This window comes from Moryella indoligenes (genome assembly GCF_030812885.1).
Taxonomy (GTDB): domain Bacteria; phylum Bacillota; class Clostridia; order Lachnospirales; family Lachnospiraceae; genus Moryella; species Moryella indoligenes.
Map to the genome: position 1 here is coordinate 219,892 of NZ_JAUSTO010000003.1, position 17,912 is coordinate 237,803.

17 protein-coding genes are annotated in these 17,912 nt (G+C 55.8%); 6 read left to right on the forward strand and 11 right to left on the reverse strand.

Going from position 1 to position 17,912, the window contains the following annotated elements:
* Positions 1–72 precede the first annotated feature (72 nt).
* From J2S20_RS03710 to J2S20_RS03735, 6 genes are all read left to right on the forward strand, one after another.
* A complete protein-coding gene (locus J2S20_RS03710) occupies positions 73–1,449 on the forward strand; it encodes a sigma-54-dependent transcriptional regulator (protein WP_307253307.1) in 1,377 nt (458 codons plus the stop codon).
* Between the two features lie 325 nt (positions 1,450–1,774).
* Entirely contained in the window at positions 1,775–2,542 is a 768-nt protein-coding gene (locus tag J2S20_RS03715; protein WP_106611532.1) for a LamB/YcsF family protein, read from the forward strand.
* Between the two features lie 71 nt (positions 2,543–2,613).
* On the forward strand, positions 2,614–3,849 hold the full coding sequence (locus J2S20_RS03720; RefSeq protein WP_170065351.1) for an NRAMP family divalent metal transporter: 1,236 nt from the start codon (positions 2,614–2,616) through the stop codon (positions 3,847–3,849).
* 87 nt (positions 3,850–3,936) lie between these two features.
* Positions 3,937–4,671 carry a 5-oxoprolinase subunit PxpB gene (gene pxpB / locus J2S20_RS03725; RefSeq protein WP_106611530.1) on the forward strand — a complete coding sequence of 245 codons (735 nt, stop codon included), beginning with the start codon at positions 3,937–3,939 and terminating at the stop codon, positions 4,669–4,671.
* A complete protein-coding gene (locus J2S20_RS03730; RefSeq protein ID WP_307253310.1) occupies positions 4,671–5,615 on the forward strand; it encodes a 5-oxoprolinase subunit C family protein in 945 nt (314 codons plus the stop codon). Before pxpB ends, J2S20_RS03730 begins: the two co-directional genes overlap by 1 nt.
* A 22-nt stretch (positions 5,616–5,637) precedes the next feature.
* Positions 5,638–5,907 carry a putative hydro-lyase gene (locus tag J2S20_RS03735; RefSeq protein ID WP_330692739.1) on the forward strand — a complete coding sequence of 90 codons (270 nt, stop codon included), beginning with the start codon at positions 5,638–5,640 and terminating at the stop codon, positions 5,905–5,907.
* A 131-nt stretch (positions 5,908–6,038) separates the two neighbouring features.
* Here the strand turns inward: J2S20_RS03735 and J2S20_RS03740 are convergent, their stop codons facing one another.
* The 11 genes from J2S20_RS03740 to J2S20_RS03790 all read right to left on the reverse strand — a co-directional run bounded on the left by J2S20_RS03740 (position 6,039) and on the right by J2S20_RS03790 (position 17,849).
* On the reverse strand, positions 6,039–6,626 hold the full coding sequence (locus tag J2S20_RS03740) for a C40 family peptidase (protein ID WP_307253312.1): 588 nt from the start codon (positions 6,624–6,626) through the stop codon (positions 6,039–6,041).
* 252 nt (positions 6,627–6,878) lie between these two features.
* On the reverse strand, positions 6,879–7,412 hold the full coding sequence (locus tag J2S20_RS03745; protein ID WP_307253314.1) for a DUF1700 domain-containing protein: 534 nt from the start codon (positions 7,410–7,412) through the stop codon (positions 6,879–6,881).
* Positions 7,413–7,429: 17 nt separating this feature from the next.
* The gene (locus tag J2S20_RS03750; RefSeq protein ID WP_307253316.1) at positions 7,430–8,692 is read right to left on the reverse strand and encodes a DUF1015 domain-containing protein; all 1,263 of its coding nucleotides are present in this window, start codon (positions 8,690–8,692) and stop codon (positions 7,430–7,432) included.
* Between the two features lie 58 nt (positions 8,693–8,750).
* On the reverse strand, positions 8,751–9,920 hold the full coding sequence (locus J2S20_RS03755) for a phosphoglycerate dehydrogenase (protein WP_307253318.1): 1,170 nt from the start codon (positions 9,918–9,920) through the stop codon (positions 8,751–8,753).
* Positions 9,920–11,005, reverse strand: coding sequence for a 3-phosphoserine/phosphohydroxythreonine transaminase (serC, locus tag J2S20_RS03760; RefSeq protein ID WP_307253320.1), 1,086 nt, complete (start codon positions 11,003–11,005; stop codon positions 9,920–9,922). The genes J2S20_RS03755 and serC overlap by 1 nt, the downstream gene beginning before the upstream one ends.
* A 75-nt stretch (positions 11,006–11,080) precedes the next feature.
* Positions 11,081–12,760: a biosynthetic-type acetolactate synthase large subunit gene (gene ilvB, locus J2S20_RS03765; protein WP_307253323.1), complete on the reverse strand. Its 1,680-nt coding sequence runs from the start codon at positions 12,758–12,760 to the stop codon at positions 11,081–11,083.
* A gap of 266 nt (positions 12,761–13,026) precedes the next feature.
* Entirely contained in the window at positions 13,027–14,013 is a 987-nt protein-coding gene (locus J2S20_RS03770; protein WP_307253325.1) for a hypothetical protein, read from the reverse strand.
* Between the two features lie 217 nt (positions 14,014–14,230).
* Positions 14,231–15,754, reverse strand: coding sequence for a ribonuclease Y (rny, locus tag J2S20_RS03775; protein ID WP_416388992.1), 1,524 nt, complete (start codon positions 15,752–15,754; stop codon positions 14,231–14,233).
* 233 nt (positions 15,755–15,987) lie between these two features.
* On the reverse strand, positions 15,988–16,587 hold the full coding sequence (locus J2S20_RS03780) for a regulatory protein RecX (RefSeq protein ID WP_307253331.1): 600 nt from the start codon (positions 16,585–16,587) through the stop codon (positions 15,988–15,990).
* Complete coding sequence (recA, locus tag J2S20_RS03785) at positions 16,584–17,630, reverse strand: recombinase RecA (RefSeq protein WP_307253332.1); 1,047 nt, start codon at positions 17,628–17,630, stop codon at positions 16,584–16,586. Before recA ends, J2S20_RS03780 begins: the two co-directional genes overlap by 4 nt.
* Positions 17,631–17,693: 63 nt before the next feature.
* Entirely contained in the window at positions 17,694–17,849 is a 156-nt protein-coding gene (locus tag J2S20_RS03790; RefSeq protein ID WP_307253335.1) for a hypothetical protein, read from the reverse strand.
* Between the last annotated feature and the right edge of the window lie 63 nt (positions 17,850–17,912).

Genomic DNA, 17,912 nt, shown 5'->3' on the forward strand with positions numbered 1-17,912 from the left:
TTTCTCATCAGGCAGGTACACTCACAGAGTCACTCATGCGATTTATTTTCATACACTTTCGGAGGTACAGCTATGAACTACAGGCTGCTCATCATTGACGATGAACTGCTGATCCGCATGTCACTTGAGAGCGGCATGACAGATCTCGGCTATCAGGTAAAAAGCGCAGAAAATATTCGGGAGGGGCTTGCGCTTGCAGAGTCCTTTCATCCGAGCGCCATACTACTCGACAACCGTCTCGGAAATGATTCCGGACTCGCACACGTTGCAGAGCTCCGCCGCCTCGACGAGGACATGATGATCATACTCATGACAGCCTACGGCTCTGTGCTTCAGGCGGTGGAGGCGATGAAGCTCGGCGTGAGCCACTATATCCAAAAGCCCTTCGATCTGGAGGAAGTAGATCTCGTGATCCGCCGCGGCATGGAGCAGCTCTCCAGCCGCCGCTCACTCGAGGTGATGAAGCTTCGGCCAAAGCGTCTCCTCGGCGTGAGCCCTGCCATGCAGCACATACGCGAAAATATTCAGCTGCTCGCGGAAAATGACAATGTGGATATCCTGATCTGCGGCGAGACTGGGACAGGCAAGGAGGTCGTCGTAAACACCATCCACGACAAGAGCTCCCGGGCAAATCAACCCCTGGTAAAGATCAACTGCGGCGCCATCCCGGAGCAGCTTCTGGAATCGGAGCTTTTTGGCTATGAGAAAGGGGCCTTCACCGGCGCTGCCAAGACTAAAAAGGGGCTTATGGAGCTTGCCAACGGCGGCACGGTATTTCTGGATGAGATCGGAGAGCTGCCGCTCGCCATGCAGGCAAAGCTCCTGACCTTTCTGGAGGACCGCCGCTTCAAGCGGGTGGGCGGCCTGCAGGACATCGAGGTCAATGTCCGCATCGCCGCCGCCACAAACCGCGATCTGGAGCAGGAGGTGCGCGAGGGGCGCTTCCGCGAGGATCTCTTCTACCGCCTGAATGTCATGCAGATCCGCATCCCGCCGCTCCGTGAGCGCACGGAGGATATTCCCCTGCTGTGCCAGTTCTACCTGGAGCACTTCAACCATAAATTCAATAAGACGCTGAGCTCCGTCGCCCCGGAGTTTCTCACGCAGCTCAAAAACTATTACTGGAAGGGAAATGTCCGTGAGCTCCGCAATGTGATGGAGCGCTGTGCTCTCTTCAGCCGCGGAGATGTACTGACAGGCCGGGAGTCCGGTCTGCCCTCCTCCCCCGCTCCGCTGCCCAGCGACACAGCCACAGTCAGGGGCTATCCCCTGAAGGATCTCTCCAAGGCCCCCATTGATCTCAGGCAGGAGGTCGAGAGCTTTGAGCGCGCCTATATCGACAAGGCACTGGAGCTCGCGGACGGCAACCTGTCCCGCGCCGCTCAGCTCCTCGGCTGCACCCGCTTCACACTGCGGCGCAGACTCGGCGCAGAGAACAGCGAGGAGTAAGGAGTGAGAGCGTCTCCGCATTCCCAATCCAAAAAAATCACAGAGCACAGAATGCCGTGCGAATCCGCACATGGGCTGTGCGGATTTACACAAAATTTCAGTCTCTATGTGAGCTTTTGCACACAGCCCGGAGCGGCAGCGCCCTCCGGGCTGTATTTTGTACCTTTTGCTTCTCTTTCTTCCTGCCTTTCTTTCTGCACTTCTGATAAAAAGCGATTTTTTTTATCACAGTGATCGCCCTTTTTAAGTTCTGGCATGCTTTTTGCTATTTATATCTCTGAAAAGAACCAAATCTATCCCACCATCTATGTCAGGAGGTAAAGCTATGTATAAGGTTGATCTGAACAGTGATCTTGGAGAGAGCTTCGGCGCGTATACCATCGGACTGGACTCCGAGGTAATCGCCCACATCTCCTCCGCAAATGTGGCCTGCGGCTACCACGCCGGCGATCCGCTCGTCATGGACAGAACCGTCGGACTATGTAAGGATGCAGGCGTTGCCGTCGGCGCACACCCCGGCTATCCGGATCTCATGGGCTTTGGGCGCAGGAACATTGCCTGCTCCCCGAAGGATGCCAAGGCCTATGTGAAGTATCAGCTCGGCGCGCTCATGGCCTTCACCGCGGCGCACGGTCTGAAGCTTCAGCACTGCAAGCCCCACGGAGCCCTCTACAACATGGCGGCAAAGGATCAGGCGCTTGCCCAGGCCATCGCAGAGGCGGTTGCAGAGGTGGATTCCGGCATCATCCTTCTGGGACTTGCAAACAGCTTCCTGATTTCGGAGGCGAAGAAGGCCGGTCTCCGTGCAGCAAGTGAGGTCTTCGCAGATCGCGCCTACCAGGCGGACGGCTCTCTCGTGCCGCGCAGCAAGCCCGGCGCAGTCATACACGACAAGGACGAAGCGATTGCCCGCACCGTCCGCATGGTGAAGGAGGGCAAGGTCACGGCAATCACCGGCGAGGAGGTTCCGCTCGCGGCAGATTCCATCTGTGTCCACGGCGACAATCCCTCCGCAGTGGAGTTCGTGAAGAATATCCGCGCGGTGCTCACCGCCGAGGGCGTAGAGATCGCTCCGATCGCAGCAATCGTGTGAGCGCCCCCATTCCTTAAAACTCTGGAGTCTCATAACTTAAAAATCTGTCACGGCAGTACAAGGAGGATATTATGAGTAATGAAAACACCAGCCGCAGCATGTCGGTAAAGCTCGGTGCGGCCTTTCTGATGGCGACATCCGCGATCGGCCCCGGCTTCCTCACTCAGACCTCGCAGTTCACCGCGAAATACATGGCATCCTTTGCCTTTGTCATCGTCTGCGTCATCATCATGGACTGCGTCGCGCAGTCGAATATCTGGTCCATCATCGGCGTGTCCGGAAAGCGCGGACAGGAGATCGCAAATATTGTGCTCCCCGGCCTCGGCGTATTCTTAACCATACTCGTGGTTCTCGGCGGACTCGCCTTCAATATCGGAAATGTCGGCGGCGTGGCGCTGGGACTTGACGCCATGCTCGGACTGAATGAGAAGATCGGCGCGGCGCTCGGCGGCGCACTTGCGATCTGCATCTTCATGTCAAAGAGCGGCAAGGCGCTGGTGGATAAGGTTGCACAGGTACTCGGCGCCATCATCATCGTCGTCATGCTCTATGTCGCGGTCTCCTCGCAGCCCCCGGTCGGTGAGGCTGTGAAACGCGTGTTCGCCCCTGAGAATCCCGGCTCCCTTGTAGCGCCGATGCTCACCCTGCTCGGCGGCTCCTGCGGCGGCTATATCACCTTCTCCGGAGCGCACCGCCTGCTCGACGCGGGCTTCGGCGGCAACAGGAACGAGGTCTCCCACTTCCGTCAGTCCGTTCTGACCGGCATCTCCGTATCCGGAACGGTTCGTATCCTGCTCTTCCTCTGCGTACTCGGCGTGTGCTCCTCCGGTGCCACCGCAGTTGCTGAGAACATCAAGGCCGTCACAGAGGCCTCCAATCCCGCAGCAGAGGCCTTCCGCCTTGCGGCAGGAAATATGGGCTACCGTCTCTTCGGTCTGGCTCTCTTCTCCGCAGGTGTCACCTCCGTCATCGGCGCAGCTTATACCTCTGTCTCTTTCTTAAAGACTCTGAACCCCTACATTGCAAAGAATGAGAACTGGTTCATCGTCGGCTTCATCGCTTTCTCCACGCTCGTCATGGTTGCACTCGGCGGCGCGAAAAAGATGGTCATCCTCGCCGGAGCGGTGAACGGACTGATCCTTCCGATCTCTCTGGCCTGCATCCTGCTCGCCTGCCGCAATAAGAAGGTCGTCGGCGAGGACTATAAGCACCCGGTGGTGCTTCAGATTCTCGGCTGGATCGTGGTGTGCCTCGCGGGATATCTCGCAATCAAGGCACTCCCGAACTTAGGAAAGCTCTTCCTGTAAGCCCTTCCGCCGCAGTGCCGATACGAGCGCCTCATCGCCGCGCCTGTATCGGCATTGCTTTCATCACCGCAACAGAAAGGAGACCACATGGCAAATGTACGTTTTCTGCTCACAGGTGACACCTCCCTGTGCGCCGAATTCGGCAACGAGATCAGCGAAAAAATCAACGCTGAAATCCGCGCCTTCAATATACTGCTGAAAGAGAGCCACATTCCCGGCATTGTAGAAACCGTGCCGACCTACCGCTCTCTCATGATTCACTATGATCCCGGTAAAATCTCCTGCAAAACACTCATCGAACATCTCGGTGCGCTGACAGAGAAGCTGGACAGCGTCACCATTCCGCCCAGCGACGTTCTGGAGATCCCGGTGCTCTACGGCGGAGAGATGGGACCGGATCTCGGCTTTGTGGCAGAGCACGCGGCGCTCTCCGAGGAGGAGGTTATACGCATTCATACCTCCACGGAATACCTCATCTATATGCTGGGCTTCACTCCCGGCTTCACCTACCTCGGAGGCATGAGCGATGCGCTGGAGACGCCGCGCCTAAAGACGCCCCGCGTCAAAATTCCTGCGGGCTCCGTGGGCATCGCCGGCAAGCAGACCGGCGTCTATCCCATCGACTCCCCCGGCGGCTGGCAGCTGATCGGCCGCACACCGGTACATATGTACGATCCGGCGCGGGAGACCCCCATACTTCCTGAGGCCGGACAGTATATCAAATTCCGCGCCATCGACCAGAAGGAGTATGATGAAATCGCTGCCGCAGAGAATGCCGGCAGCTATGTCGTAAAGAAATATCCAAGGAAGGAGGCACAGTGATGGGCTTTACAGTATTAAATCCCGGTGTTCTGACGACAGTTCAGGACAGGGGGCGCATCGGTTATCAGCAGTTCGGCGTCTCTGTCTCCGGCGTCATGGATCCGCGCGCCATGGAGCTCGCAAATATTCTTGTCGGAAATGCACACGATGAGGCGGTGCTGGAGTGCACCATGCTGGGCCCGCAGCTCAGATTCGATGAAGGAAATATCATCGCTGTCACAGGCGGCAACTTAAGCCCCATGCTGGACGGCACACCGCTGCAGAGCTACAGAGCCTACCGCGTCGAGGCCGGACAGACTCTGCGCTTTGCGGGTCTCAGGGCGGGCTGCCGCGCCTATATCGCCTTTGCGGGAGGTCTGGACATCCCCCTCGTCATGGGAAGCCGCTCCACCTACATGAAAGCCAAAATCGGCGGCCTTGAGGGACGGAAGCTCGAGAAGGACGATACCATCGGCTTCCGCGCGCCAAAGGAAGGCATCAAGAATCTCGACACCCGCGCCATAACCCCGGAATTCGTCCCGCGGGAGCTCTACACGCTCCGCGTCGTCATGGGGCCTCAGGATGATATGTTCACCGAGAGCGGCATCCAGACCTTCCTCTCCGAGACCTACACACTGACCCCTGAATTTGACCGCATGGGCTGCCGCTTCGAGGGAAAGGAAATTGAACACAAGGACAGCGGTGACATCATCTCTGACGGCATTGCCTTCGGGGCGATCCAGGTGCCGAGCGCCGGAAAGCCCATCATCATGATGGCAGACCGCCAAACCACCGGTGGCTACACAAAGATCGCCACTGTAATTTCCGCAGACTTCCGCATCCTGGCCCAGCTGAAGGCAGGCGACAAAGTACGCTTTGAAAAAGTGAGCATCGGCGCCGCCCAGGAAGCGCTGCTCGCACAGCGCGCGGCCCTTAGAACCTTCGAGTGGGCATTTTCAAATTGAGCTTATCTCAGGAGGAAATGCCATGAAATTTGATATCACCCCTTATATCTCCATGAAGCCATCCGATGTGCGCGCACTGATCCGCAGCGGAAAGATCGACTTCCCGACTGCCGGAATGTGTCAGGGCTACGCACAGGCCAATCTGGTGATACTCCCGCCGGAGTACGCTGCGGATTTTGAGACCTACACCAGATACAATCCCTTCCCCTGCCCAGTACTGGAGATCGAGGCTCCCCATCGTCATCACCCATGCGCCCGGACATATGTTTATCACAGACATCCTGAATGCTGAGCTGAATGACTATCTGGAGGCACAGAAGAAGTGAGAGGCTTCCTGATATACGTCAGGCAATTCTGTGAGAGCGACAGTAACAGAGCCCGTGCATGGCACTGCACGGGCTCTGTCTGTCGCTCTGTATCATTTTATCCGAGGAAGCTTGCGATGCGCAGCGGCGCGCGGTAGTTCCAGTTTGAGACCTTGATTCCGGTCCGCTCAGTCGACGCGTGAACAATCTGCCCATTGCCGATATACATCGCTACATGATTCACATGGCTGCCTCTCCCATAGAACAGAAGATCGCCGGGCTGCATCTGATCTGCGCTGACTGTGGTTCCCTCGGCCGCCTGATCTCTCGAGCTTCTTCCGAGGGCTACGCCTGCCGCATTCCCCAGCACATATCTGGTGAAGCCGGAGCAGTCCACACCGGAGTGCGGATCATTTCCCCCATAGACGTAGCGGCCGCCCACAAAGGAGAGCGCATAATCCACGACCTGCGCTCTGATTGCTTCCTCCTGCGCCTCGGCACTGGCAGCCTCCTCCGCTGCGGCCGCTGCCTCAGCGGCAGCTGCCTCCTCCTGTGCCTCCTGCTCTGCCCTCTTCTGCTCTGCCTCAAGCACCCAGTCCGCGGTATTTTTCGTGATCTTCACTGCTGCAAGGGACGGAACAGACACTCCGGCGGAGAGCACTGCTGCAAATGCAAGGGCCATGAAATATCTGCTCATTCGATTCATCTGTGTCTGTCCTCCTGTAAACGGCCCTGCCTGATTACAGGCATTATTATTACAAATCAAGACCGTATTTGTTACGCATTTGTTACAAAAGGTAGTATAGATGTTTCGAATCCATTCGTCAAGGGCTTTATTATATCTTCATTTTTTAACTTTTGATTAAGAAAGTTCAGAAAGAGGGGAAGCATTCCACGAATACTTCCCCTCTCTGGTGCAGTATTTACAGATTCAGCTGATCTCTCCCGCACTGCACGCTCACCATCTCCTGCGGCCGCCGCCAAGCAGACGCACCACCAGCATGACCAGCAAAAGGGGCACAAGTATGGGCGACAGAAGTGAAAAGAGCCCCACAAAGACAAGCACAACGATCACCAGCAGCAGGATGATAAACAGAAGCAGCGGGATCCACGGATTTCCGCCCTGCTGCGGGGTCTTACCAGAATAAGTGCTGCGCTCCTCCGAACCATAGCCTCCGGCAGCCCCGTCCCGGTGGCTCCCATACCTCGCTTCGGAAGCGGCAGAATATCCATCACCCTCATATGCACGGGCATCTCCGCCCGGATGCACGTCCGGAATCCCATCTACCTGATAGCCGGCCGCATCCAGTATGGAGCGTGCAATCAGACCGGGCTGTCCCAGCTCCGAGAGCACCTCCGCTTCCTCTCTTCCTTTGCTCACTTCTGTATCGATGTAACTGCTGTAATAGTTCAGATTCCCCTGAACCAGCTCCGAGGCTCCCTCTGCAAGCAGCCGCTCTCTGAGCTCCTCCAAAAATTCCTGTCTGCTCATAATCCTCCGAAAATCCCTTAAATTCTATGAATAAAGATGCCACTTCGAAGCTTCGGCTCAAACCATGTGGACTTCGGCGGCATGAGACGCCCCGCATCCGCCACCTGAAGCAGCTCCTCCATCTGTGTCGGATACATGGAAAATGCCACTGCCGCGCCCTCATTGACCAGGCGCTCAAGCTCCTCTATTCCCCGGATTCCGCCGATGAAGCGAATGCGTTCACTCGTGCGCGGATCTTCGATATTCAGCACCGGTGCAAGAATCGTATTCTGAAGAAATGCGACGTCAAGACTCTCGACCGGATCCTCCGGCCGCAGCTCCTCCCGGGCAGTCAGCTCATACCAGTGATGATCCAGATACATCCCGATCACTCCCTTGCATTCCGGATGCACGGCTGTCTCTCCGCAGTCTCGGATAGAAAATGCGGCATCCACCTCCAGGAGAAAATCCTCCGCAGAGAGAGCGCCAAGATCACTCACGACACGGTTATAGGGAAGAATCTCCAGCGCGTCATCCGGAAACAGCACGGAAAGAAAATAATTGAACTCCTCGCTTCCATTGTAGTCCGGATGCTCCGCCCGGCGCTTCAAAGCAACCTTCACAGCACTCGCAGCGCGGTGATGTCCATCCGCGATATAGCTCGCAGGGAGCGCAGCAAAGGCCGCGGATATCTCCTCAACTCTTGCCGCATCATCTATTTTCCACACGCGGTGGCGTATCCCGTCGTCTGAGTCAAAGTCATAGAGCGGCGCCTGTCGCTTTGCTGTCTCCATGAGCTCTTTCAGCCTGTCATTGCTGCGATAGCTCAAAAAGATGGGACCCGTCTGCGCACTTAAGCTGTCCACATGCCGTATGCGGTCGCGCTCCTTCTCCTCCCTCGTGTTCTCATGCTTTCGCACCACGCCCTGAAGATAGTCGTCCACTGAGGAGCAGCCCACGATGCCGGTCTGACTGTGTCCCGGCATGCAGTCCGCGAGCACGCCGGACTCGACAGTCTGCTCATAGACGAAGAAGGCCGGCTTCTCATCCTCCAAAAAGACGCCGTCATGAAGCTCCTCTTCCAGCATCTCCCTCGCCTTCTGGTACACCGCATCCGCATACATGTCACAGCTCTCATCAAACTGCGTCTCCGGACGGTCTATATTAAGAAAAGAGAGCGGGTGTCCCTGTACCGCCGCTCTGGCCTCCGCACGGTCATACACATCGTAGGGGAGCGCCGCCACCTCGCGCACTGTATCCGGATTGGGACGGACACAGCGAAATGCCTTTACCTCTGCCATAAACTACCTCCTGCCTGTCTGTATGCTTCACTCTGACGCGCGGCAGAGCCGCCCGCACTCATGCTCCCGTCACTGTGCGGAAGCGTATCATTCCATCAATTGCCTTCAGCTCCTTTAGGCAGCCCTCGTCGAGCTGCCCCTCGAGATCCAGAAGCGTATATGCAAAGCGATCCCGGCTCTTATTTGTCATATTTGCGATGTTGATATTTCTTCTCGCCAGCACACCGGTAATCTGACCGATCATGTTTGGGATATTTCTGTGCAGCAGAGCAATGCGCAGATCACTCTGGCACACTCCCATGTCGCAGTTCGGATAATTCACCGAATTGCGGATATTGCCGTTGTCGATGTAGTCCATGAGCTCCTTCACGGCCATCACTGCACAGTTGTCCTCTGCCTCCTCCGTAGAGGCACCAAGATGCGGAGTGATGATGGCATTCTTCATCTTCACCGAGAGTGCATTTGCAAAGTCAGAGAAATAGGCCCGCACGTGACCGCTCTGAAGCGCCTCCGCCATCGCCGTCTCATCCACCAGCTTATCTCTCGAAAAGTTCAGGAAGACAACGCCCTCCTTCATCTCCGCGATCTCCTTTGCACCAATCATGCCGGGATTTTTATCCGTCAGCGGCACATGAATCGTGATATAGTCACAGACCGCACAGAGCTCCGAGAGGCTGGTCGCGTGGCGTATCTCCCTCGAGAGCATCCATGCACCGTTCACCGAGAGATAGGGATCATAGCCATACACAGTCATGCCAAGCTCATTTGCCGCGTTCGCGACCTCCGCGCCGATGGCTCCGAGTCCTATGACGCCGAGCTTCTTGCCCTTGATCTCCGAGCCGACGAAGGCCTTCTTGCCCTTCTCCACATCCTTCTCTATGTTCTCGCTGTCCCGGATGGAGCGCACCCACTCCGCAGCTGCAATGACATTCCTCGATGCCACCATCATAGCACAGAGCACCAGCTCTTTCACGCTGTTTGCGTTTGCGCCCGGTGTGTTGAACACGACGACGCCTTCCTCCGCAAAGCGCTCCAGCGGGATATTGTTGACGCCCGCCCCGGCTCTCGCAACCGCAAGGACAGTCTCCGGCAGCGCGGTCTCCTTCATATCGGCGGAGCGCACCAGTATGCCCTCTGCCTCTTCCATATCCTCTGTCAGTGCATAGTTCTTTAAAAAGCTGTCCGTTCCTACCTTTGAAATAGCATTCAGGCATTTGATCCTGTGCATCAGTTTGTCCTCTCCTTCGCCTCAAATTCTCTCATGAAAGCAACCAGCTTCTCCACACCCTCTCTCGGCATGGCATTATAGATGCTGGCTCTCATACCACCGACTGTGCGGTGCCCCTTGAGATTTTCAAAACCTGCTTCCTTCGCCTCCGCGACAAAGCGCGCATCCAGCTCCTTGTCTCCCGTCACAAAGGTGACGTTCATGAGGGATCGGTCCTCCTTCCGGACCGGATTTCGGAAGAGCCTGCTCTGATCCAGAAAATCATAGAGTATCTTTGCCTTCTCCTCGTTTCTCTGCCTCATCACCTCAAGCCCGCCCATGCGCTTCAGCCACTTGAAGACCTTGCCGCAGATATAGATCGTGTAGCAGGGCGGCGTGTTATACATGGAATGATGCTCCGCGTAGGTGCTGTAGCGCAGCATGGTCGGAGTGCCCGGAAGGCAGTCTCCGATCAGATCCTCCCGCACGATTGCGATCGCCACGCCCGCCGGGCCTACATTCTTCTGTACGCCGCCCCAGAGAATCCCGAACCTGCTCACATCAATCGGCTCAGAGAGAAAACAGGAGGAGATATCCGCCACCAGCGTCTTCCCCTTCGTATCCGGAAGCGCGTGATAGACTGTTCCGTAAATTGTGTTGTTCATGCAGATGTATACATAATCCGCTGCCGGATCCACCGGCAGATTCGAGCAGTCCGGAATATAACTGTATACCTCATCCTCGCTGGAAGCAATCGCTCGGGCGTCTCCGTAGAGCTGTGCCTCCTTCCAGGCCTTCTTTGCCCATTGCCCGGTGATGACGTAATCGGCCTTCTTATTCTTCATGAGATTCATCGGAACCATGGCAAACTGAACATGACCGCCGCCCTGAATGAAGAGCACCTTATAGTTGTCCGGAATGTTCATGAGCTCCCTCAAGTCCCGCTCCGCCTCGTTCATGATGTCTTCATACATTTTGGAGCGATGACTCATCTCCATCACGGACATCCCCGTGCCGCGATAGTCGAGCATTTCCTCCGCAGCCTCTCTCAGAACCTCCTCCGGCAGCACTGCCGGTCCTGCGCTGAAATTATACACTCTTGCCATAATGATAGCCCCCTCATATAGTGTAAGCTTCTGTGATGTGATCCGAACTGCACGTCTCTACTTTACGCCTTTGCCCTACAGCCTGAGATCGGACGCGTCAAAGCTCTCCTCTAGCGCACGTCCCGGCGGGCACATCGGAAACACTCTGTCCTCTGGATCGATCCATGCCTCAATCAGCAGTGGCTTACGCCTGGAAAAGGCCTCCCGCAGCGCGGTCTCCAGTTCCTCCGCTGTTGTGACGCGACAGGCCGCTATCCCCATAGCCTCAGCAATCCGGCAGTAATCCGGCTGATCATTCAGCTCTGTCTCCGAGTAGCGCTTCCCATAAAAGAAGTTCTGCCACTGACGGAGCATCCCCAGTCCCCGGTTATTGATGATGAGCTCGACCAGCGGCAGCCCCTCGCGGCTCACCGTAGCGAGCTCCCCCATATTCATGCGGAAACAGGCATCACCCGCAACATTGACAACGACGTGATCCGGCTTTGCAATCTGCGCACCAATAGCAGCTCCCAGCCCGAAGCCCATGGTCCCGAGACCACCCGGCGACAGAAAGCTTCTCGCCTCTGTAAAACGGTAATATTGTGCCGCCCACATCTGATGCTGTCCGGATTCCGTGACGATGATCGTATCCTCCGGACTCTCCCGATCCAGAATTTCTATAATTTCCGGACCGCTCAGCCGACCTTTGTCATAGCTCATGGGATACATATCCGTGAGGCGCTCTGCATGCGCGAACCACTCCTCATGATTCTGCGGATTCAGCCGCACATTCAGCCTGCGCAGCACCACCCGCGCATCTCCGGCGATGCCGGCATCTGCGCGGACATTTTTATTGATCTCCGCCTCATCCACATCGATATGCAGTATCTTTGCCTCCGGCGCAAATTTTTCTGTCTTTCCCGTGACTCTCTCGGAAAAACGCACTCCGACCGCAATCAGAAGATCGCACTCTGAGACACAGAGATTCGCCGCCTTGGTTCCATGCATTCCCACCATTCCGACGTAGAGCTCATCCTTCTGGCTGATCGCCCCCTGTCCCATCAGGGTACAGCAGACCGGAGCCTGCAGCTTATGCGCAAAGATGCCAAGATCCTCGGCTGCTCCCGCCTGAATCACACCGCCTCCCGCAATGATGCAGGGCTTCTCGGAGCTGTGTATCATGGAGATGGCTGCGTCCAGATCCTCGTCACTGATTCTCTCAGTAAATGCTTTGACCGGAGCAGGCGTCTCCGTGACATATTCTGTCAGAGCTTCCGTGACATCCTTCGTCATGTCAATCAGCACCGGGCCCGGACGTCCGCTTTTTGCAATCTGAAAGGCCCGGCGCATCACCGGCGCAAGTATTTCCACCTCTCTGACGATAAAATTATATTTTGTGACCGGCATACTGATGCCGGCGATATCGAGTTCCTGAAAGGAATCCTTTCCCAGTATGGGCTGGCTCACATTACAGCTGATCGCCACAACCGGAGAGGAATCCATGTATGCTGTCGCAATGCCGGACACCATATCCGCTGCCCCCGGTCCACTCGCCGCAAGACAGACCCCGACTCTTCCCGTGGCGCGCGCATAGCCGTCTGCCGCGTGCGCCGCGCTCTTCACCTGACTGGTCAGAACATGGCGTATCTCGCCCTGATGCCTGTACAGCGCATCGTAAATATTCAGAATCGCATCTCCCGGATAACCGAACACGGTATCAACGCCCTGCTCCTTCAGACATTCCACTACAATCTCGGCGCCATTCAGTTTTGCCATCGCTTCGTCTCCTCGCCTGCATCTCTCCGTCCCTTCCTCCGGAAGCAACGTTTGACAAACATCATAAATCAATGCCCCTCTTTTTTCAACCTTCCGGCGGCAAAAGAGTCCGCCTTCCCCGCACAGATGTATCTCTGCAAAAAAAAGACCTCCACATTCACTACCACCCCTCCGTCACTTCCCTGCGAAAGCGCTCTGCTGATAAAAGCCGAAAAAATTCCCGGAAAACAACAAGGGGAGCTGAAACTCTCAGCTCCCCACTCTCCTCAATTCTGCTGCAGCACACCATCTATGCCCAGATGATAGCCGTCCTCTGTCGTCGCGTTTTTCCACATCACGCCGCTCTCCGGATCCAGATAGTACCACTTGTCTCCGTCCAGATACCAGCCCGTGCGCATCCAGCCGTTCTCATCAAAGAGATACCACTCGCCGTTGATCAGCCTCCATGCGCTCCTCACACAGCTCTGATCCGGCAGCCGGAACCACCAGCGACCGTCCTCCTCTATCCACTCTCCCGCACTCTGCAGCTCCGCGTTCCGCTCCTTCTGCTCCCTTGCCTGCGCCTCTGTGATACTGACCTGATTCGAATCGGTCCAGTGGCCCTTGATGGAAGGATCCTTCGCATTGATTGCGCGCACCTTGAAGTGATAGCTCGCCCCGCGCGTCATAAACTCGCTGCCGTCATAGCTGGTCCCGTTGATGATCTGGTTGGCTCCGAGCGTCGTACCGTTCCGCATAAACTTCAGCTCATAGCTCCCCGCACCGATCGCCTCGGACCAGCGGCAGCGGCCGCCTTCCATGACAGCCTCCTCCACCGTGCCGACCTGCGTCTCAAGAGAGGGCAGCGTCACCCGAACCACCAGCGTATACGCGCCGTCCTCACGGCGTGCGCTCTTGTAGCTGGCGCCATTCAGGCGGATCTGGCTCGCCTTGGTGATGCGGAAGTAATAGCCATCCGAAGCCGTGAGGTATATATCCAGCTCCGGAGTATCCTCTATGGACCAGCGAAAGCCTGCATTCTGCACCTCATAGTGATCAAAGGAGTATTTATTGCCCGCGGTGTGTACCTCGAGCTCCTCCTCTCCAAACTTCTCCTCTACCTTGATCAGTCCCGAAACCGTCAGCGAAATCGAGCGTATCGGCTTATCATTCTTCTCATAGCCGTAGGCCACAAGGGCCGAAAACGCAGTAAACAGAAGCGCCGTGACACAGGCCTTCATAAACCATGATCTTCTATTGCTTATATGACGCATAGCATCCCCTTTCTGCAAAACCAGAACTTCACAAGACATTTTATATTGATGCGGATAATGTCAACAGAAATCCAATGATATGTTTATTAACGCACATTCTTTTTAACTACACTGTTTCATTCTACTATACTGTATAAGGCAGCTGATTTTTCGTCAAGAAAAAAAGCCTTACAATTTTCCAAAATAAAAATTGTAAGGCTTTTACTGTATTCCGTTCTTACTTTGCTACATCCTGAACGCGGGACTCCCGGATGACATTGACCTTGATCTGACCCGGATACTGCATCTCCTGCTCAATGCGCTTCGCAACATTGTGTGCAAGTATGACCATATCATCGTCATTTACCTTCTCCGGTACTACCATAATTCTCACCTCACGACCTGCCTGCACAGCAAAGGACTTCTCTACACCATTGAAGGAATTTGTGATCTCCTCAAGCTGGGACAGGCGATTTGTGTAGGTCTCGATGGTCTCCCTTCGCGCACCCGGACGTGCCGCAGATATGGTATCCGCCGCCTGAACAATACAGGCGATGAGACTCTCCGGCTCCACATCTCCGTGATGGGACTCCACGGTATTGATGACAATCGCAGATTCCCTGTACTTCCGGCAGAGCTCTACACCGAGCTGCACATGAGAACCCTCGATCTCATGATCCACGGCCTTTCCGATATCGTGCAGGAGCCCCGCACGCTTCGCCATGCGGACATCGACCCCGACCTCTGCCGCGAGATGTCCGGACAGCTCCGCAACCTCGATGGAATGCTTCAGGGCATTCTGGCCATAGCTTGTGCGGAACTTCATGCGGCCCAGGAGCTTCACAAGCTCCGGATGAATGCCGTTGACTCCCACCTCAAGAACCGCCGCCTCTCCGGCCTCGCGCATGGTGTTTTCCACCTCGCGCTGCGCCTTCTCAACCATCTCCTCGATTCTTGCGGGATGAATGCGGCCGTCCGTGATGAGCTTCTCCAGCGCAACCTTTGCAACCTCTCTGCGCACCGGATCAAAGCCTGAGAGCACCACTGCCTCCGGCGTATCATCAACAATCAGCTCCACTCCGGTCAGCTGCTCCAGCGCCCGGATATTTCTGCCCTCACGGCCGATGATACGGCCCTTCATCTCATCATTCGGAAGCTGTACGACTGAAACCGTAGACTCGGCAACGCTGTCGGCAGCACAGCGCTGTATCGCACCGACGACAAATTCCTTCGCCTTTTTATCTGCCTCTTCCTTTGCTGCTGTCTCAAGATCCTTGATCAGCTTCGCGGTATCATGCTTTACATCCTCTTCCACGGACTGGAGAAGGAACTCCTTCGCCTGCTCCGTGCTGAGTCCGGAGATGCGCTCCAGCTCGGCAATCCCCTTGTCATAGAGAGAATCCACCTCCTGGCTGCGCTCATTGATCTTCTCTTCGCGCACCGCCAGTGCACTCTCCTTCTTCTCAATGGATGCCTGCTTCCGGTCAAGATTTTCTTCCTTGTTTAAAACGCGATTTTCGTAGCGCTGTAACTCCGCTCTTCTTTCCTTGGTCTCTCTCTCAAGCTCATTCTTTGTCCGCAAGGACTCTTCCTTCGCCTCGAGGAGCGCTTCGCGTTTTTTTGTTTCTGCGGTTTTCAGGGCTTCTTCTATGATTTCGCGGGATTTTACCTCCGCACTGCCAATCTTGCTCTCGTACGTCTTCTTTCGATGTGCGATCGCAAGGTTCCAGCTCACAAAAGCCACAATCACCGCCGTAACTATAACTGCAATGATGATTTGTGACACAGAGCACCTCCTTATTCAATTTTCATGGTACATTATTCTGTTCTCATACTATGCCGCACTGCGTGCCTGCGGACAGTGCAGATACCTGTCAATCTAAGCGCAGGAAAGAGATAACACTTGCCTTTTTTATATCTTATCGCATCAGTCTGAGGTTTCTGCCCCCCTGTGACGCCGCAAAACTCGCAAAACGCTGCAATAGTGCTATTTTATCAAATCATGCTGCGCAGTGCAAGCTCAATCTCCCCCCAGCTATAGCCCCTTCTCATCAGCCGGGCTACGAGCCGCCTCTTCTGATCTGGATTCTCTGATTCCGGATCAAAATGACATCTTCTGAGCTCCGCAATAATCTGCTCCTTCTCATCAGCCGGACTTTGCTCCAGCAGCTCATCTGCGAGCGCGCTGTCCACCCCCCGCATGAGGAGCTCCGCGCGTATTCTTCGCTTCCCCTTCTGTCCCGACTGGCAGCTGATATAGTGCTCCGCATAGCGTCTGTCATCTACATAGTGCCGTTCCTTTGCCCAGAGGATGGCCTCCTCTGCACAGCACTCCGGTATCCCGCTCTCCCGCAGTTTTCTGCGCAGCGCATACTCTGTGTAATCTCTTCCCTTCAGAAGAAACAAGAGCCGCTCCATGGCGCGCTTCCTGAGAAGCGGCAGCAGCTCTTCCTTAAGCAGCGCCTCACTGAGTTCCGTACCCTCCGCGATATGCAGTCTGTTCAGCTCTGTATTGTACAGAGCAAAAACAAAGTCCTCATCTGTGAGGACTTTGCTTCTGCGCTTTCCGAGGGGAAGCAGCTCTGTTACCGTCACTGCTCTGCGGGAGCCGCACTCTCTGTCCCCGCTGCGGTATCTGACGCTGAGGTGAGACCGTGAGCCTCCCGTACCTTTGTCTCAATCTCCGCACACATCTCCGGATTCTGACTGAGCCAGATCTTCGCATTCTCTCTTCCCTGGCCGATCTTCGTCCCCTGATAGGCATACCAGGCGCCGCTCTTCTCGACAATATCGTCCTTCACGGCCAGATCCAGAATATCTCCCTCGCGGGAGATCCCCTTCCCGAACATGATGTCGAATTCAGCCTCCTTAAACGGCGGCGCGATCTTATTCTTCACGACCTTGACACGGACGCGGTTCCCGACCACCTCTCCGTTCTGCTTCAGCGCATCAATTCTGCGAACATCCAGACGAACAGAGGCATAAAATTTCAGCGCGCGGCCTCCGGTCGTCGTCTCCGGATTGCCGAACATCACACCGATCTTCTCTCTCAGCTGATTGATAAAGATCACAGTGCAGTTCGATCTGCTGATAATGCCGGTGAGCTTTCGCAGTGCCTGGCTCATGAGCCTCGCCTGCAGGCCGACGTGGGAATCTCCCATATCTCCCTCAATCTCCGCCTTCGGCACCAGCGCCGCGACCGAATCGACGATGACAATATCGACTGCTCCGCTCCGCACCATGGTCTCTGCGATCTCCATGGCCTGCTCTCCGTTGTCCGGCTGAGAGATGTAGAGATTGTCAATATCAACCCCTATATTTCTCGCATAGACCGGATCCAGCGCGTGCTCTGCATCAATAAAGCCGGCGATCCCGCCGCGCTTCTGCACCTCCGCGACCATGTGCAGGGCTACTGTCGTCTTACCGGAGGACTCCGGCCCGTAAATTTCCACTACTCTGCCCTTCGGCACACCGCCGAGCCCCAATGCGAGGTCAAGACTCAAAGAACCGGTCGGAACCGTCTCCACATTCATGGTATTGGCCGGATCGCCGAGCTTCATGACCGCTCCCTTTCCATATGCCTTCTCTATCTGTATCAGGGCTGCATCCAGCGCCTTCATCTTTGCTTCTCTGTCCATGCTTCCTCCATGTGAACATATGTTCGTTTTCATAAGCTATCATACTAGCAGCAGCCGCAGCTGTCAAGCGGGATACTGCAAGCTCCGGAGATAACGCACCGCCTCCGGAATCGTCACAGATATGCGCCGCAGCAGCGGTCGTTCCAATGACTGGAAAAAGGAGCTCTGGGCCGCACAGGTCACGGCTGTGCGCTCACAGGAATATCTGTACCGTAGCACAGCAGGACTGAACTTGCAAGTCCCCCGGCGCTGCGTGTCATATGCTCTCGCAGCGCCGGAGGA

Excerpts from the sequence above, each read along its gene's own strand:
- J2S20_RS03710 (WP_307253307.1), top strand. The coding sequence starts at position 73 with ATGAACTACAGGCTGCTCATCATTGACGATGAACTGCTGATCCGCATG.
- J2S20_RS03715 (WP_106611532.1), top strand. The coding sequence starts at position 1,775 with ATGTATAAGGTTGATCTGAACAGTGATCTTGGAGAGAGCTTCGGCGCG.
- J2S20_RS03720 (WP_170065351.1), top strand. The coding sequence starts at position 2,614 with ATGAGTAATGAAAACACCAGCCGCAGCATGTCGGTAAAGCTCGGTGCG.
- pxpB (WP_106611530.1), top strand. The coding sequence starts at position 3,937 with ATGGCAAATGTACGTTTTCTGCTCACAGGTGACACCTCCCTGTGCGCC.
- J2S20_RS03730 (WP_307253310.1), top strand. The coding sequence starts at position 4,671 with ATGGGCTTTACAGTATTAAATCCCGGTGTTCTGACGACAGTTCAGGAC.
- J2S20_RS03735 (WP_330692739.1), top strand. The coding sequence starts at position 5,638 with ATGAAATTTGATATCACCCCTTATATCTCCATGAAGCCATCCGATGTG.
- J2S20_RS03740 (WP_307253312.1), bottom strand. The coding sequence starts at position 6,626 with ATGAATCGAATGAGCAGATATTTCATGGCCCTTGCATTTGCAGCAGTG.
- J2S20_RS03745 (WP_307253314.1), bottom strand. The coding sequence starts at position 7,412 with ATGAGCAGACAGGAATTTTTGGAGGAGCTCAGAGAGCGGCTGCTTGCA.
- J2S20_RS03750 (WP_307253316.1), bottom strand. The coding sequence starts at position 8,692 with ATGGCAGAGGTAAAGGCATTTCGCTGTGTCCGTCCCAATCCGGATACA.
- J2S20_RS03755 (WP_307253318.1), bottom strand. The coding sequence starts at position 9,920 with ATGCACAGGATCAAATGCCTGAATGCTATTTCAAAGGTAGGAACGGAC.
- serC (WP_307253320.1), bottom strand. The coding sequence starts at position 11,005 with ATGGCAAGAGTGTATAATTTCAGCGCAGGACCGGCAGTGCTGCCGGAG.
- ilvB (WP_307253323.1), bottom strand. The coding sequence starts at position 12,760 with ATGGCAAAACTGAATGGCGCCGAGATTGTAGTGGAATGTCTGAAGGAG.
- J2S20_RS03770 (WP_307253325.1), bottom strand. The coding sequence starts at position 14,013 with ATGCGTCATATAAGCAATAGAAGATCATGGTTTATGAAGGCCTGTGTC.
- recA (WP_307253332.1), bottom strand. The coding sequence starts at position 17,630 with ATGGACAGAGAAGCAAAGATGAAGGCGCTGGATGCAGCCCTGATACAG.